Raw genomic sequence first — 16,089 nt, 5'->3', positions numbered from 1 at the left:
CGCCGAAAGGCGCGGGATGCCGGACCGCGAACCCGTTTCGCGCCCGCAACAGCGCGAACAGGGCGGTTGCATTCAGCGCCGGCGGCTGCGTAACCGATAATTAACCATGACCTCCTAAAAATCATATCGAAGAATATCAGTATTGCGCCGCTGCGCCGGTTCGGCCGGCAGTCCCGGGGGCATCGCCGGCCGGGGTCCCCATCCGAACCGGATGCAGGACACGGAGATCGCGGCGGGCCGGGCATCTAAGGAATTCGTGTTGTGAAAGTTCTCTGCGTATTCGGCACCAGACCGGAAGCGATCAAGATGGCCCCGGTCGTCAACGCGATCGCGCGCGACAGCGCTGTCACCGGCGTGACCTGCGTCACCGGCCAGCACCGCGCGATGCTGGACCAGGTGCTCGATCTGTTCGACATTACGCCCGATTACGACCTTGCCGTCATGGCCCCGAACCAGACGCTGAACAGCCTTTCCTGCCGTGTCATCGCCGGGCTTGACGCGGTTCTGGAAGAGGTGCGGCCCGATTGCGTGCTGGTTCACGGCGATACCACATCGGCGATGGCGGCGAGCCTTGCAGCTTTCCACCGCGGCATAAAGATCGGACATGTGGAGGCGGGGCTCAGGACCTATGACCTTTCAAGGCCCTGGCCGGAGGAAATGAATCGCCGGGTGATCGACGTTGTGTCCTCGCTCTCCTTCGCGCCAACGGCTTCGAGCGCCGAAAACCTCGAACGCGAGCATCTCGGCGGCCGCATCATCGTCACCGGCAACACGGTTATCGACGCGCTGAAGGAGACGGCCGGGCGCATCGGTGAGGACGCAAGCCTTCGACACAGGCTCGAGGCGCGATTCACCTTCCTCAATCCCGGTCGTCGGCTGGTTCTGGTCACGGGGCACCGGCGCGAAAGCTTCGGCGGCGGTTTCGTCAATATCTGCAAGGCGCTGGCACGGCTTGCCGAGCGCGACGACGTCGACATCGTCTATCCGGTCCACCTCAACCCGAATGTCTCGGGGCCGGTGCGCGAACTGCTCGGCACGCTTGACAATGTCCATCTCATCGACCCGCTGGCCTATCTCGACTTCGTTTATCTGATGACGCGGTCCGATATCATCCTCACGGATTCCGGCGGCGTGCAGGAGGAGGCGCCCTCGCTCGGCAAGCCGGTTCTGGTGATGCGCGACGTCACCGAGCGGCCGGAGGCCGTGGCCGCCGGCGCCGTCATCCTGGTGGGGACGGAGGCGGAGCGGATCGTCACGGAAACCGAAAGGCTTCTGGACGACGCGGCGCATTATCAAGGCTTTTCCCGCGTCATCAACCCGTACGGAGACGGCAAGGCCGCCAGACGCATCGCCGATGCGCTGGCGGGACGGCCGGTTTCTCCTTTCGACACGAAGGCGGCGCAATGACGAAGCGAAATGCCGAAAGCGCCGAAGGGAGCTGACGATATGACAACTCGCAGAAACAGTGCTGGCCGCAAAGCCACATTGTCCGTCGCTGTCGGGAGCCTCTTCCTGTTGTCAAGCCAGGGAACGACCGAGGCCGGCGAGGTGGCCGATGCGCTCCGCGCGCTCGGCGAAAGCGACATCGTCACCCGGACAGTCACACTGAGCGACCTCGGCATCACCGAACCGCTCTCGTTCTCGGCGAACCGGGTCAACCGCGAAATCTTCATCCCGGTTCCGGCCGGCGTGCCGCTGATCGAACCGAACCTCTTCTTCGACGGCACCTATCTGCGGGGCGACGGCGGCAAGACGACCTATATCCTCTCGCTCGACGGCTATGCCGTTGCCGCCCGTTCGCCGGAGGGCGAAAGGGGAAAGACCCAATTCGACATCGGCGTTGACGGATCGGCGCGCGAGGACGGCTTCGTGCGCCTTGGCATCGCCTGGCAACCCCTGGTCGGGCAGTTCTACTGCTACGGCACCGGGCCGGACAGCAACCGGCTCCTCATTCACCCCGATACCTATCTCGAATACAGCTACAACGCCGCCGACCTCAAGACCGTCTCCAGCGCGTTTTCCGCATTCAAGCAGACCGTGACGCTGCTGGTCGCCGGCAACGCACTTGACAGCGAGAGTTACGACGCGGCCTGGCGGCTTGGCGTGGCGCTGGAAAGAGCGGGCAAGGCCCTGCAACTGAAGGCGCTTCCCGCGCGCGGCGATACGGTCGACGCTTCCGCCATCACCGTGCCGGCGGCGCTCGCCAGCGTCCCTGGCTTTGCCGCGTTCTCGAACGGCGGTGTGGTCGAGATCGACGACCCGGCGCAGATCGGCGCGCTTCTCGTTCTTGGCGCGACCGACATGCAGGCCGATATCGCCATTGCCGGGGCAGGCCTTTCCGAGGAAATCGACACCGCGCTGAAGGCGATCGGCGCAGAACTCGCATCTGCCGACCCGGATGCGGAAGAAGCATTCAAGGCGCTTGTCGCGGCGCGCGAGACATTGTCGCTTCCCGTCGAGGCGGGTTCCTACAGCGTGCGTCTCGTCGGCGGCGAGCCGGTGATGGCGGTTCAGCCGGACGGAGCCAGGGAAGCCGCCGGCCTGTTCAGCACCTGGTGGCGACGCACGGCGACCAGCGGCGACATGGTTATACGCGCGGCGCGGTTGCCGATGGCCGACGGAGACGCGATGGCGCTGCTTCCGCCGGGGGATTCCGACAGCAATTTCAGCGTCGTCGGCCTCGGCGAATGGTCGACGACAGCCGATCTCGGCGGCGACATTCCGCCTGGCATGGTGCCGTCGGAGATCCACGTCTTCGTTTCCGCCGCACCCGGCGCCACCGCGACTCGACCGGTGGCATCGGTCTTCCTCAACGACATGCTTCTGGGCGCCAAGCAGCTGGAGGCCGATGGCACGCCGGAGGCGATTTCGGTTCCCGTTCCCGCCTATACACTGCTGCCGAGCAATACGATCGTTGTGCGGGTCCAGCGCCAGCCGGCGCCCGGCGATTGCCAGGAACTGCCGCAGGGCTACCCCGTTTCGATCTCGCCAGACAGCTATGTCGAACTCGCGCCCGCCCCGGAAGCGGTCGACTTCTCGAGCGTCTCCGCCAGGCTTGCCGGCGACAGCCTCGTCGTCGTCAACAAGAGCTGGCTCGAAGACGCGCTGACGACCCTGCCGAATGTCATCGCGCTGGCCGATGCCAGCGGCATCGCGCCCGAGCGCGCCGACTTCAGCGTAGCCGACCGGGCCACCTATCCGGAGCCGGACAAGCCTTTCCTCTTCTTCGACGTGGCGGTGGAGGGCGTGCGCAAGCGCGCGAGCGTCGACGGCAATACCGTCCAGATCACGACCGCGAAGGGCACGACGCTGTTCGACGCTACCGGCCTGTCCAACATCGCCCTGTTGCAGGCGGAAACCGGCGGAGGCGAGCCGGGCCTTACCTATTCGGCGGACGGCGTCGGGCCGCTGATCGAAAAGCCGCTGCGGCTCAGACATGGCGATGTCGCCGTTATCGGGGCCGACGGCGTTCTGGCCGAGGTCCGGACCAGCGGCCGGCCGCTGCCGAGCAATACCGAGCCCGATCGCCTGACCAAGAAGCCGTTCAGCTTCTCCTGGCGCTTGCTTACCGATACCGATTTCTGGTTCCGCCAGGTGCCGGTCCTGATGACGGCGCTGATCCTCGGCGGCTTCGTCCTGCTCATGCTGCTCGCCCGCATCGCCAAGCGGCGCAGGCGAGACGACAAGAGCTGAGCGGGCCGGGGAGGAAGCATGGAGCTCTACTGGCCCTACCTGATCGCCGACTACTACCGGGTGCTGGAATATCTGACGGCGGCCGTCGCCGTCATCATCCTCGTCTCCTGCGTCGACGACCTGTTCATCGACGCCGTCTTCTACCTGCGCGCGATCAAGCGGCGCCTCACCGTCGAGCGCCGCTACAAGCCGCTGACGCCGGACCAGCTTATGGGCCGGCCGGAACAGCATATCGCCATCATGGTGCCGGCCTGGCTTGAAAGCGACGTGATCGCGGCGATGATCGAGGGCATGGTCGGCACGCTCGACTACCGCCATTACACGGTCTTCGTCGGCACCTATCGCAATGACGCGGCGACCATCAACGAGGTCGAGCGCATGCGGCGGCGCTATCGCCAGCTCGTGCGCGTGGAGGTGCCGCATGACGGGCCGACCTGCAAGGCCGACTGCCTGAACTGGGTGGTGCAGGCGATTTTTGCCCATGAGGAGCGGCACAACATCTCGTTTGCCGGCGTCATCCTGCATGACAGCGAGGATGTGCTGCACCCGCTCGAGCTTCGCTTCTTCAACTATCTCCTGCCGCGCATCGACCTCATCCAGATCCCGGTCAACTCGCTGGAGCGCCACTGGGCCGATCTCGTCGCCGGCGTCTACATGGATGAATTCGCCGAATGGCACGGCAAGGATATCGTCGTGCGCGAGGCGCTTTCCGGCATGGTGCCATCGGCCGGCGTCGGCACCTGCTTTTCGCGCAAGGCCCTGCTGACGCTTGCCGCCGAAGACAGCAACCAGACCTTCAACACCCAGACGCTGACCGAGGACTACGATATCGGCATGCGGCTTGCCGAACACGGCATGCGCTCGATCCTCGCCCGCTTTCCGGTCGACTATCAGGTCAAGCGCAAGACCTGGTTCGGCTTCGGTCCCGAAAAGGACATGACCGTGCGGATGGCGCTGTGCGTTCAGGAATATTTTCCCAACACCTTCCGCACCTCATACCGCCAGAAGGCGCGCTGGTCGCTCGGCATCTGCTTTCAGGGCTGGGCCTATTTCGGCTGGCAGGGTTCGCTGATCGACCGCTATTTCATGCTGCGCGACCGCAAGGGCATGGTCACCACCTTCGTGACCGTTTTCGCCTATGTTCTCGCGCTTCAATATATCCTGTTCCAGCTTGGCTTCACCCTCGGGCTTCTCCCGGGCGGCTATCCGCCGCTTCTTGCCGTCGAAGGCTGGGTCGGCGTCGTCCTGATCCTGAACGCCGTGGCCCTTTTCCTGCGCATCTCGCAGCGCTTCTATTTCACCGCGCGCACATTCGGCTGGGAACACGGCCTCCTGTCCATCCCGCGCATCATCGTCGGCAATTTCGTGAACTTCATGGCGATGGCGCGGGCGTGGAACCAATATCTCAATCACCTTTTCACCGGAAAACGCCTGGTCTGGGACAAGACCATGCACGACTTTCCGACCGGCGACGGGCTGGTGGACCGCAAGACGAAACTGGGGGACCTGCTGGTCTCCTGGCACGCCATCAACGCCGCCCAGCTGGAAACATCGCTTGTGGCGCAAAAAGCCAGGCGCGTGCCGTTGGGCCGCATTCTGCTGGACGAAGGCTGGCTGGAGGAAGACGTGCTGGCCGAGGCCGTCGCCTTCCAGTCCGGCCTCGACCTGATCACCGTGACGGAAGAGGAGCTGATTGCCGCGCGCGACCGGTTCCGGCCCGACTTCCTGTTTGCCTACCGGGTTCTGCCGGTGGTCGACGAGGAGAGCGACAGGCTGGCGCTCGCCACATCCTTCCCGCTTGCCGAGGACGCACTGGCTGCGATCGCCAGACGACTCGGCTATGAGCCGCGCTGCTTCGTGGTGCGCGACCGGGTGCTTGCCGGGGGCCTGCGCCTGCTCGCATCGAAAGGCCGCGACAGGGAACCCTCAAGAGAAGAACGTATCGAGGCCAATATTCCCCTGCTTGGCGAAATCCTGGTGGAAAACGGCGCGGTCTCCAACGAGGCGCTGCAGAAGGCGCTTGTCGACTACCAGCCCGAGCGTGATGGGCTGATCGGCTCCTATCTCGTCGACCGGGACGTCGTCTTCAGGGAGGCGATCGAAAACGCGCTCGAGGAGCAGCGCGCCCGCATAGCCCGGGCCCGGGAAAGACAGGACGCCAGGCCGGACGCGGCCGAGAGCGAAGAGGAGGCCCGGTCATGAAGGCTTTCCGTCCCTTGCCCCTACTGATTGCCGCAGTCATGGTCGTGCAGTCCGTCGCGTCCGTCGCGGCGCAGGAGACGACAGCAGGCGCTGCCACCGTCAGGATCGAATATCTGCCGCTTGCCGGCCCGCCGCTTCTGCTTTACCAAAACGCCAGGCAGGCGCTTGCGGATGGCAATGCCGAACGGGCGATCGCGGACCTCCGGGAAGCGGTCCGGCAGAGGCCGGATGCCGGCGAGCTGAGGCTGGCGCTGGTGGAGGCGCTCCTCGCCGCAGGCCGTGACGGCGAAGCGCGGGAGACCGCGCTTTTCGCCGCCGCCGACCCGGATGTCGATGCCGAGACCCGTCGTCAGCTCGCCGCCGAGGCCGAGGCGATCGAAGAGGAACCCGTTGCTGCGACGCCGGGTCCTGCCATCGAGGCCTATCAGGCTGCCGACGCGGCGGCAGCCTCCGAGGCGACAATTGATCCCGAGCTTGACGACGATGCCATTCGCCTCCTCGCCGAACGGGCCGCCGCCATCCGCGAAGGCCGCACGCAAGAGGAAGGGGACGAAGAAGAAGGTGAGATCGCGGCGGAAGATGCCCAGGACGCGCCCCTTTCCACCGACGACCCCGCCTACAAGGCCGCCGACACGGCTTACCGCGCTTTTGAACGCGGCCAGTATGCCCAGGCCGTTGCCGCCGCCGAGGAAGCCGTCAGGCTGGCGCCCCAAATCGATGATTACCGAACACTGCTCGACAATGCGAGAACCGCCCTTGCCGAGGACAGGGCAAGACAGGCAGCTGCCGCCAAAGAAGCGGCGGAGGTCGAACCCACGCCGCCGGAACCGGCCGCCGAACCGGGCCTCGACGCCGAGGCCATCCGCCGCCTTTCCGAGCGCGCTGCCGGCATCAGGCAGGAGCGGGACGGACAGACGGCGCAGGCGGCGGAAAGCCCTGTTGCGGCAGCGGCGGAAGAGCCCCCAGAAACAACCCTCCCCTCCACCGAGGACCCCGCATACAAGGCTGCGGATGCCGCCTACCGCGCCTATGAAGCCGGCGAATTCCGCAAGGCCGTCATCAATGCCGGAGAGGCCGTCCGGCTTGCGCCCGACAATGATGACTATCGCGCGCTTCTCGACAATGCCGGAAAGGCCCTGGCGGAGATGAAGGCGAGAACGGCCGCCGCCTCGCCGGCAGCAAGAGCCGCCGAAATGGCCTATGCGGCACTCAGGCGCGACGATCCGCAAGCAGCACTTGAGCCCGCATGGCAGGCGGCCCGCCACGCGCCCGACAACCGCTCCTACCAGGTGCTGCTGGTCGATGTGCTCAATCGCAACGGTGATCGGGAGGACGCGCTGCGCGTCGTCGATGCGGCGATCGCCCGCTTCGGTCCCGACCGCACCCTTCTCAGCCAGCGCGGCGTCATCCGGCAGGCGCTTGGCGACCAGACCGGCGCGCTCGCCGATTTTCAACAGGCGCTTGCCTTGCCGGGCGAAACCGCGGACGAGACCGGTCTCCGGCTTAGCCTCGCCGCGGCGGCCATGGCGACGGATGCGCCCGAAACCGCCTACGAGGCGCTCATGCCCCTCGGCGACAGCCCGGATGCCGCCGTCTGGCTGGCGCGGGCAAAGGCGCTGACCGCGATGGAGACCTTCACCGCCGCCGCGACCGCGCTTGAGCAGGCGGAGATGCTGGCAAAGGGCGAGAGGCAGCAGGCGGATGTCGCCATTGCCGGGCTCGACCTGTTGTTGGCCGAAGGCGAAAACCGACGCGCCCGCGCGGGCCTGCGCGCTGCCGCCGAGGACGGCGTCCTCGCGTCGATCGGCCCGACGGAAACGGCTTATCTCGCTGCCCGCCTCGGCGACCGCGCGCTCGCCTATGACGCCTTCAGCGAGGCCTATCAGGCGGGCGACCTTGACGGCAACCAGCTGATTGATGCGGCCTATGCGGCAAGGCGGGATTACCACAATGAGGATGCGGTCTCCTGGCTGAAACGGGCCATCGATGAGGTGGATGCCGGCAGGCTCTCCCTGTCGCCGGAAGGGCTTTTCGGCCTCCGGCGCGAGGTTTCGGATATCTCCCGGCGCTGGGGCGCCAATATCGGTCTTTTCTACGGCAGCACCGGCATTTCCGACGGCTACATCACGCCGCCGGCTTCTGCCGGGCGCAGCATGCAGCTCGGCTCGGAGGTCTTCTGGCGGCCGCCGGTCATCGGTTACCGGGACGGACGCACGGTCGATCTCTTTGTCCGCCAGTTCACCACGCTTTACGATTCGCTCGGCGGCGCTGTCGGGCTATCGACCATGCAGGGGGCGGCGGGCGTGCGCGTCAAGCCGTTTACCAATCTCAACCTGGCGCTGGAGGCCGCGCGCTACTTCAAGATCGGGCGCTACAGCCGCGACGACACGCTGGTGCGGGCGGCCATCTCGGACGGGTTCAACACCGACCTGATGCCCGGCTCGGATGCCTGGTGGACGGGCTGGTATTATGGCGAGGCCGGACGCTATTTCGACAGCGACGAGGATTTCGCGCTCGCAAATGCGAGCCTTGGCCGCAGCTTCGCGCTCAACGACGACGGGACCCTCATCGTCACACCCTATATCGGCATCGCGGCGGACTACAACGACACCTATGCGACGGAATTCGCGCTGGGCGCGGGACCGGGGATCAATCTGCGCTATTGGTTCCGGCAGACGAAGTACGAAGCGCCGATGTCGCATATCGATATCAACGGCCAGTACCGGGCAAGGCTCGGCGGCGATGACAGGGCGCGCGGATGGTTCGCTTCCCTCAATCTCATGATATGACCCGCCGCCTGCTCAGGGTCCTGCCGGCCGTGCTCTTGCTGGGCGGCGCCTTTCTTCTGGGGCGCTTTCTCATCCTGTCGCCCGGCCACCGCGAGGCGCTTGTCGACGGGCCGGTCACCGGCATCGTCTGGCAGGTCGATGATGCGACCGCAAAGCCCGAAGGCGAATGGCAGCGTCTCGGCGCGGACCATCTGCTCATCCAGTGGATCCTTGTCGACGATATCGGTTTTGCCCGCGGCACCGGCGGGAAGGCGCCCACGCAGATGCCCGACTGGCGGCGCATCGCCAGGGAGCCCTGGGCCCGGCATGTCACGCTCGGCCTTGCCGGCGATTTCGACGAGAAGAAAGCGCGGGAGAATGTGCTGCAATTGGCAAAGACCTCGGCCGCCATTGCAGGCAGGAAACCGCCGATTGAGATCGAAGGCTATTACTTTCCGGTCGAGGTCGATCCGACATGGAAGAAGGCGGCGGAGGTGATGCCGAAGGCGCTTGCCCTTCTGCCGCGCCCGCTCTGGATCAGCGTCTACGACAACAGCGACATGGGCGGCGCGGCCCTTGCCGACTGGCTTTCGACCTGGCTGCCGGCAGATGTCGGCGTCTTCTTCCAGGACGGCGCCGGCGTCACTGCGCGTTCCCCGCAGACGGCGCGCGACTATGCCGACGCGCTCGCCGCCAGTCTCGGCAAGGATCGCCTGCGGATCATCACCGAAGCCTTCCGTCCTCTGCCCAACGGCGGCTTCCGGCCGGCGACGGCCGAGGAGCTCATGCCCCAGATCACCCTCATGCAGGGCTACGACCTCTACCTCTTCGACGGCCCGCATTACCTCGACGACACGCTCGTCGACGCGCTTGTAAAACGCATCGACGAGCGTGATTGAGCATGAACAGACGCTGCAAACCCGGCGCCGGCCATCTGCCAACAGTCTGAACGACCGATGCTTCCTGCCGCTAGAGCGCCGTGCGTCCATTCGGACGCACAAAGGACGCTCTAACCTATTGAATCTACGCATCGTGCTTTCCGAAAATCGATTCCGATTTTCGGGCCGATGCGCTAGAGGAATACCACCTTCTGCGGCGCCTCCGACGCACTGCCCTCAGCCGAGAACCGCCGTCACCGCCTTCTTCGTCGCGGCGACGATCCGGTCGGCCTCTTCATGGGTCAGGCACAGCGGCGGGGCATAGCCCAGAATATCGCCTTCCGGCATGGCGCGGGCGATGACGCCTTCCGACAGGAGCGCGGCGGCGAGCTTGTAGCCGATCTTTTCCTCCGGGTCGAAGAAAGTGCGGCTCTCGCGATCCCTGACGAATTCGACGGCCAGCAGCATGCCTTCGCCGCGCACATCGCCGACATGGGCATGGTCGCCGAGCGCATCCTGCATCGCGGCGCGGAAATAGGCGCCGGTCTCACCGGCGTTCTTCACCAGGCCCAATTCGTCGATCAGCTTCAGATTGGCAACGCCGGCGGCAGCCCCGAGCGGGTGGGCGGAATAGGTCCAGCCATGGCCGATCGGGCCGTTCTCGTCGGTCCCCTGTTCCAGAACCTTCCACATCTTCTCCGAGACGATGGATCCGGACAGCGGCGCATAGGCGGACGTCAGCCCCTTGGCGATGGTGATGAGATCGGGTTTCAGGCCGAAATGCGCCGAGCCGAACATCGAGCCGAGACGGCCGAAGCCGGTGACGACCTCATCGGCGATCAGCAGGATGTCGTGCTTTTCCAGAACGGCGGAAATCGCCTCCCAATAGCCTTCGGGCGGGGGCACGAGGCCGCCCGTGCCCAGCACCGGCTCGCCGATGAAGGCCGCGATCGTATCGGCGCCCTCGCGCTCGATCCGATGTTCGAGTTCGGCCACGCAATAGGCCACGAAATCGGACTCGCTCATGGCGAGATCCTTGCGGCGGTAATAATAGGGCGCTTCGGTGTGGAACACGCGTTCCAGCGGCAGGTCGAATTTTCTCTGGAAGCCGGGAAGGCCGGTCAGCGAGCCGGTCATCAGCCCGGAGCCGTGATAGCCGCGCCAGCGGGAGATGATCTTCTTCTTTTCCGGACGGCCGAGGATGTTGTTGTAGTACCAGACGAGCTTGATGTTGGTCTCGTTGGCATCCGAGCCTGACAGGCCGAAATAGACCTTGGACATGTGCTCCGGCGCGCGGTCGATCACCATCTTGGCCAGGTTGATCGCCGCTTCCGTGCCGTGGCCGGCATAGGCGTGATAGTAGGCAAGCTCCTTCGCCTGCTCGGCGATCGCCTCGATAATGCTCTCCTGTCCATAGCCGACATTGACGCAGTAAAGCCCGCCAAAGGCGTCCAGCAGCTTCTTGCCGTCGCGGTCCTCGATGAACACGCCCTTGCCCGTCTTGACGATACGGCTGGGGCTTTCGCCGCGCGCATGCTGGGCGAGATGGGTCGAAGGGTGGAAGAAGTTCTCGCGGTCGAAACGGTCGAGCTGGTCGTTGGTGAGCATCATTATCCTCGCGGTGCGGGTGTTTGAAGAACTGCATCGTCCGGGTGTTTTTGACGTTTGAAACCTGTTGCACCGGACACGGAAAACGTGTTGTATACAACACGGCGACAAGACATGAAAGTCAACCCGGAATCCGGTCTAAATTTGTCGATTTTTGTTTCTTTTTACGCTTATTTCCGATCACCTGCGTCTGTTGTGCACAAATAATATGAGGGAACCATGCCAGCGCTGCCTTTTTCCAGATCCGAATATGACCGCCGCCTGGCGCTGACCCGCAAGGCCATGGAAGCCGCGGGCCTCGATGTGCTGGTCGTCACCGCCCCTGCCGGCATGAACTGGCTGACCGGCTATGACGGCTGGTCCTTTTACGTCGACCAGGCCGTTCTGGTGACCCCCACCGGCATGCCGTTCTGGTGGGGCAGGCTGATGGATGCCAACGGCGCGCGCCGCACCTCCTATATCGATGAAGACCATATCATCTATTATGCCGACCGCTATGTGCAGGCCGCCGACTGCCACCCGATGGACGACCTTGCCGACAAGATCCGGGAACTCGATCATGGCAAAAACCGCATCGGCGTGGAGATGACCGCCTATTACTATTCAGCGGCCGGTCACAAGGCGCTCGTCGCAGGACTTCCCGACGCGACGATCATTGACGCTTCCGGCCTTGTCGACTGGCAGCGCGTGGTCAAGTCGGACGAAGAAATCGCCTTCATGCGCAAGGCGGCGAGGATCTCCGACAAGGTGATGTCGCACGCCATGGAGATCGCCGAGCCGGGCATGAAGAAAAACCGCTTCGTCGGCGAACTGATGAAGGCGGCAATCGACGGCGTTGATGACGCCTGGGGCGACTATCCCGCCATCATGCCGCTTCTGCCCTCCGGCGCCGATGCCTCCGCCCCCCACCTCACCTGGAACAGCGATGAATTCCGCATGGGCGAGGCGACCTTCATCGAGCAGGCGGGCTGCTATCGCCGTTACCATGCTCCGCTGTCGCGCACGATCTTCTTCGGCGCGCCGCCGGACCACATGAAGGCCGCCGCCGATGCCGCCGTTGCCGGGCTCAATGCGGGCATCGAGGCGGCCAAGGCCGGAAACCGCGCCGGCGATATCGCCGCCGCCATGGAACGGGAACTCTGGAAGGTCGGCATCGAGCGGCCGAACCGCTGCGGCTATGCCACCGGCCTTGCCTATCCGCCCGACTGGGGCGAGCACACGGTCTCCATCCGCACCAGCGATGACACGCTTCTGAAGCCCGGCATGACGCTGCATTTCATGCCGGGCCTGTGGATGGATGACTGGGGGCTGGAGATCACCGAGACCATCCTGATCAAGGAGGACGGCCCGGCCGAGGCGCTCTGCAATATCGAACGCAAGCTGTTCGTGAAAGGCTGAAGACCCCATGTCCGAACTTGCCGCCTGCCGCGACATTCTGGCCGATCTCATCGCCTTCCCCTCGGTCTCGTCGGAAAGCAACCTGCCGGTGATCGCCTATATCGCCGACAGGCTGGCAGATGTCGGAGCGCGGGTGGAGATCTTCACCGACGAGACGGGCACCAAGGCCAATCTCTTCGCCTCGCTCGGCCCCGAGAAATCCGGCGGGCTGATGCTTTCCGGCCATACGGATGTGGTGCCGGTCGACGAACATATGTGGGCGAGCGACCCCTTTGAACTCGCCGAGCGCGACGGCCGGCTTTACGGACGCGGCACGGCGGACATGAAGGGCTTCATAGCCTGTTGCCTTGCCCGCCGTGAAGAACTGGCGACCGCCGCCGAGAAGAGGCCGATCCACTTCGCCTTCACACATGACGAGGAGGTCGGCTGCATCGGCGCGAAGAACCTGGTCGAGCACCTGAAAGACCGCGACATCCAGCCGGGCCTTGCCATCGTCGGCGAGCCGACGCTGATGCGAGTGATCGAGGGCCACAAGGGGTGCTGCGAATATACCGTGACCTTTACCGGCCGCTCCGGCCACTCCTCCGCGCCGGATGCCGGGGTCAACGCCGTGGAATATGCCGCCCGCTACATCGCGCGCCTTCTGGAACTGCGTGACGGGCTGATCGCGCGGACGCCCGTCGGCTCGCGCTACGAACCGCCCTATGCCACGCTCAATGTCGGCGGGCTGGAGGGTGGCATGTCGCACAACGTGATTGCCCCGCGCGCGGTGTTGAAATGGGAAACGCGACCGGTGGTGGCAGAGGACCTTGGCTATGTGAAGCAGGAAATCGCCGAATACTGCCGCACCAGGCTTCTGCCCGAAATGCGCCGGCACACGCCCGAAGCGGGAATAGAGACGGAGGTAATCGGCGAGGCGGCCGCGCTCTTTCCTAAAAACGCCAACAGCGCCCGCGACCTTGCCTTTGCGCTCACCGGCGAGAACCGGGCCGACGTCGTGCCCTTCGGCACGGAAGCCGGCTTCTTTCAGGAGATCGGCATGGATGTCGTGGTCTGCGGACCGGGCTCGATCGACCAGGCGCACAAGCCGGATGAGTTCATCAGCGCCGAGCAGCTTTTCCAATGCCTTGCCATGCTCGACCGGCTGGCGGAGCGCTGGACATGAGCGAGGAGGACATCATCGAGGCGCCGACCGGCCGCGACCGGCTGGAGCAGATCCACGATATCATCCGAGAGCGCATCTGCATGCTCGACTATCCGCCCGGCGAAAAGCTGTCCGAGACGGCTTTGGCGGAAGAATTCGGCATGTCGCGCACGCCGCTGCGCCGCGTGCTGGCGCGGCTGGAGGATGAAGGCCTGTTGCAGTCGGTCCATGGCGTCGGCACCATCGTCACCGATGTCGACCTCGATGAGCTGGCCCAGGTCTACCGCCTGCGCATGGAACTGATCGTGCTGGCGACGAGCCTTGACCCGGCGGAGCTGACGCCGGACCTGATCAACGCCTTCAGGGTGATGCATGCCCGCGCCGAGGCGCTGCGGCGCAATCCGTCACCCCGTGACTTTGCCGTGCTCGACCGCGACATGTTGCTGCAACTGCTTCAACTGACGGAGAATCTCCCGCTGCGGGAAGCAAGCGAGCGGCTTTATTTCCGCACCGCCCGCATCTGGCTGCAGGCCATCACAGCATCCGACATCGATCTGGAAAAAGAGGCCGAGATCTACTGCCGCGAGACCGCCGATATTCTCGCCGCGCTCGAGAGCGGCAATCTCGACGCCGTCGGTCACATGCGCCGCGCCCATATCTCGATGAGTTTTCAGCGGATGCGTTAGGGCAGGCGCGACCGAACGCCTCGGCCGCCTGTCCGCGTTTAGCGGGAATCGCCTGCCATGTCTCGCTGAAAAATCCTCGCCCTTATTCTGCAGCATCCCCACTCTCGACCGCAGGGCGACCGTATATGGCCTCGCGGCTTGCTCCCAATACTCTCTCCCGCCTGCGGGAGAGATGCCCCGACAGGGGCAGTGAGGGTGATGCGGCATTTCCAAACGTGAGAGCGTCCGAGTGGATAGACTCCCCCCTCACTGTCGCTGTCGCGACATCTCCCCCTCCGGGGCGAGATGATTTTGGGGGCTATGCGGTAACGCCTCGGATTCGACCGAAGGATGCGCAACGAGCCCCGAACCGCACCTGTAAGGTCTGTCTCTGATTGTCCTGCCGCCACGAGTTGACGCCCGCCCGGTTTTTGATTACTAACGTTACGTTATAACGTTTAGAGGCCAAACGAAGACTGTTCGATTGGGATCTTCTCTCACCGCCAGGACATAACGCCATGCTCCAGACCAACGACACCCGTCTTCCCGTTACCGTGCTTTCAGGCTTTCTCGGCGCGGGCAAGACGACCCTGCTCAACCATATTCTCAACAATCGCGAGGGACGGCGGGTCGCGGTGATCGTCAACGACATGAGCGAGGTGAACATCGACGCCGACCTCGTGCGCGAAGGCGGTGCCGATCTGTCGCGCACGGAGGAAACCATGGTGGAGATGACCAATGGCTGCATCTGCTGCACGCTGCGCGACGACCTTCTGACCGAGGTGCGGCGGCTCTCGGAGGAGAAGCGCTTCGACTACCTCCTGATCGAAGGAACGGGCATCGCCGAGCCGCTGCCGGTGGCCGCGACCTTTTCATGGCGCGACGAGCGCGGCGAGAGCCTGTCGGATCTCGCCCGGCTCGACACGATGGTGACCGTGGTCGACGCGGTGAACCTGCTTCGCGAATATGGCGGCCACGAATTCCTGAAGGATCGCGGCGAAGTGGCTGGCACGGCCGACGAACGCACGCTGGTCGATCTCCATGTCGAACAGATCGAATTCGCCGATGTCGTCGTCGTCAACAAGGTCTCTGATGTCACGCCCGAGGAACGTGAAAATGTGGTCAAGATCGTGCGGGCGCTGAACGCCGACGCGAAGATCATCGAGACGGATTTCAGCCGCGTTGATCTCGACGAACTGCTCGACACCGGCCTTTTCAGCGAGGACAAGGCCAGCCAGCATCCGCTCTGGGCCAAGGAACTCTACGGCTTTGCCGACCATGTGCCGGAAACCGAGGAATACGGCATTTCGAGCTTCGTCTACCGGGCGCGCGCGCCGTTCGACCCTTTGAAATTCGATGCCTTCACGCGGATGAATTTTCCCGGCCTGATCCGCGCCAAGGGTCATTTCTGGCTGGCGACGCGGCCGGACTTCGCCGGAGAATTCTCACTTGCCGGAGCGATCGTGCGCAACGGTCCGCTGGGGCGCTGGTGGGCGGCCGTGCCGAAGAGCCGCTGGCCGAACGCTCCGGAGCTTCGGCAGATGATTGATGATTGCTGGGACGAGGTCTATGGCGACCGCCGCCAGGAAATCGTCTTCATCGGCGCCGGCATGGACAAGGCGGCGATCCGGGAGGCGCTTGACGATTGCCTGATCGACACGGGTCCGGTCTTCAACGAGCGCGCTTTCGAAGGCCTCATCGATCCGTTTCCCTCCTGGACGCGCGGTTGAGGC

The 16,089-nt window shown here is 64.5% G+C and carries 10 protein-coding genes; 9 read left to right on the top strand and 1 reads right to left on the bottom strand.

Going from position 1 to position 16,089, the window contains the following annotated elements; all coding sequences use genetic code 11:
- Positions 1–261: 261 nt before the first annotated feature.
- Genes wecB through JET14_RS01965 form a run of 5 tightly spaced genes read left to right on the top strand, consistent with a single transcriptional unit; the run spans position 262 to position 9,562 of the window.
- Positions 262–1,407: a non-hydrolyzing UDP-N-acetylglucosamine 2-epimerase gene (gene wecB, locus JET14_RS01985; RefSeq protein WP_200336573.1), complete on the top strand. Its 1,146-nt coding sequence runs from the start codon at positions 262–264 to the stop codon at positions 1,405–1,407.
- Between the two features lie 39 nt (positions 1,408–1,446).
- The gene (locus JET14_RS01980) at positions 1,447–3,693 is read left to right on the top strand and encodes a hypothetical protein (RefSeq protein ID WP_200336572.1); all 2,247 of its coding nucleotides are present in this window, start codon (positions 1,447–1,449) and stop codon (positions 3,691–3,693) included.
- Between the two features lie 18 nt (positions 3,694–3,711).
- A complete protein-coding gene (locus JET14_RS01975; RefSeq protein WP_200336571.1) occupies positions 3,712–5,895 on the top strand; it encodes a glycosyl transferase family protein in 2,184 nt (727 codons plus the stop codon).
- A complete protein-coding gene (locus JET14_RS01970) occupies positions 5,892–8,684 on the top strand; it encodes an NfrA family protein (RefSeq protein ID WP_200336570.1) in 2,793 nt (930 codons plus the stop codon). The genes JET14_RS01975 and JET14_RS01970 overlap by 4 nt, the downstream gene beginning before the upstream one ends.
- Positions 8,681–9,562, top strand: a complete 882-nt coding sequence (locus JET14_RS01965; protein WP_200336569.1) for a hypothetical protein — start codon at positions 8,681–8,683, stop codon at positions 9,560–9,562. Before JET14_RS01970 ends, JET14_RS01965 begins: the two co-directional genes overlap by 4 nt.
- A gap of 216 nt (positions 9,563–9,778) precedes the next feature.
- On the opposite strand, the gene JET14_RS01960 is transcribed toward JET14_RS01965, so the two are convergent.
- Positions 9,779–11,149 (bottom strand): aspartate aminotransferase family protein, encoded by a 1,371-nt coding sequence (locus JET14_RS01960; RefSeq protein ID WP_432443058.1) that lies wholly within the window; start codon positions 11,147–11,149, stop codon positions 9,779–9,781.
- A 219-nt stretch (positions 11,150–11,368) separates the two neighbouring features.
- Between JET14_RS01960 and JET14_RS01955 the strand changes: the two genes are divergently transcribed.
- From JET14_RS01955 to JET14_RS01940, 4 genes are all read left to right on the top strand, one after another.
- Complete coding sequence (locus JET14_RS01955) at positions 11,369–12,547, top strand: M24 family metallopeptidase (protein WP_200336567.1); 1,179 nt, start codon at positions 11,369–11,371, stop codon at positions 12,545–12,547.
- A 7-nt stretch (positions 12,548–12,554) separates the two neighbouring features.
- Entirely contained in the window at positions 12,555–13,712 is a 1,158-nt protein-coding gene (gene argE, locus JET14_RS01950; RefSeq protein ID WP_200336566.1) for an acetylornithine deacetylase, read from the top strand.
- Positions 13,709–14,377 (top strand): GntR family transcriptional regulator, encoded by a 669-nt coding sequence (locus JET14_RS01945; protein WP_200336565.1) that lies wholly within the window; start codon positions 13,709–13,711, stop codon positions 14,375–14,377. The genes argE and JET14_RS01945 overlap by 4 nt, the downstream gene beginning before the upstream one ends.
- A 497-nt stretch (positions 14,378–14,874) precedes the next feature.
- Entirely contained in the window at positions 14,875–16,086 is a 1,212-nt protein-coding gene (locus tag JET14_RS01940) for a GTP-binding protein (RefSeq protein WP_200336564.1), read from the top strand.
- Positions 16,087–16,089: the final 3 nt, after the last annotated feature.

Source organism: Martelella lutilitoris, from assembly GCF_016598595.1.
Lineage (GTDB): Bacteria > Pseudomonadota > Alphaproteobacteria > Rhizobiales > Rhizobiaceae > Martelella > Martelella lutilitoris_A.
This window is presented reverse-complemented; position numbering and strand designations above follow the sequence as displayed.

What these genes read in the sequence shown, in the direction of transcription:
- JET14_RS01980 (WP_200336572.1), top strand. Translation starts at nt 1,447, where the DNA reads ATGACAACTCGCAGAAACAGTGCTGGCCGCAAAGCCACATTGTCCGTC.
- JET14_RS01975 (WP_200336571.1), top strand. Translation starts at nt 3,712, where the DNA reads ATGGAGCTCTACTGGCCCTACCTGATCGCCGACTACTACCGGGTGCTG.
- JET14_RS01970 (WP_200336570.1), top strand. Translation starts at nt 5,892, where the DNA reads ATGAAGGCTTTCCGTCCCTTGCCCCTACTGATTGCCGCAGTCATGGTC.
- JET14_RS01965 (WP_200336569.1), top strand. Translation starts at nt 8,681, where the DNA reads ATGACCCGCCGCCTGCTCAGGGTCCTGCCGGCCGTGCTCTTGCTGGGC.
- JET14_RS01960 (WP_432443058.1), bottom strand. Translation starts at nt 11,149, where the DNA reads ATGCTCACCAACGACCAGCTCGACCGTTTCGACCGCGAGAACTTCTTC.
- JET14_RS01955 (WP_200336567.1), top strand. Translation starts at nt 11,369, where the DNA reads ATGCCAGCGCTGCCTTTTTCCAGATCCGAATATGACCGCCGCCTGGCG.
- argE (WP_200336566.1), top strand. Translation starts at nt 12,555, where the DNA reads ATGTCCGAACTTGCCGCCTGCCGCGACATTCTGGCCGATCTCATCGCC.
- JET14_RS01945 (WP_200336565.1), top strand. Translation starts at nt 13,709, where the DNA reads ATGAGCGAGGAGGACATCATCGAGGCGCCGACCGGCCGCGACCGGCTG.
- JET14_RS01940 (WP_200336564.1), top strand. Translation starts at nt 14,875, where the DNA reads ATGCTCCAGACCAACGACACCCGTCTTCCCGTTACCGTGCTTTCAGGC.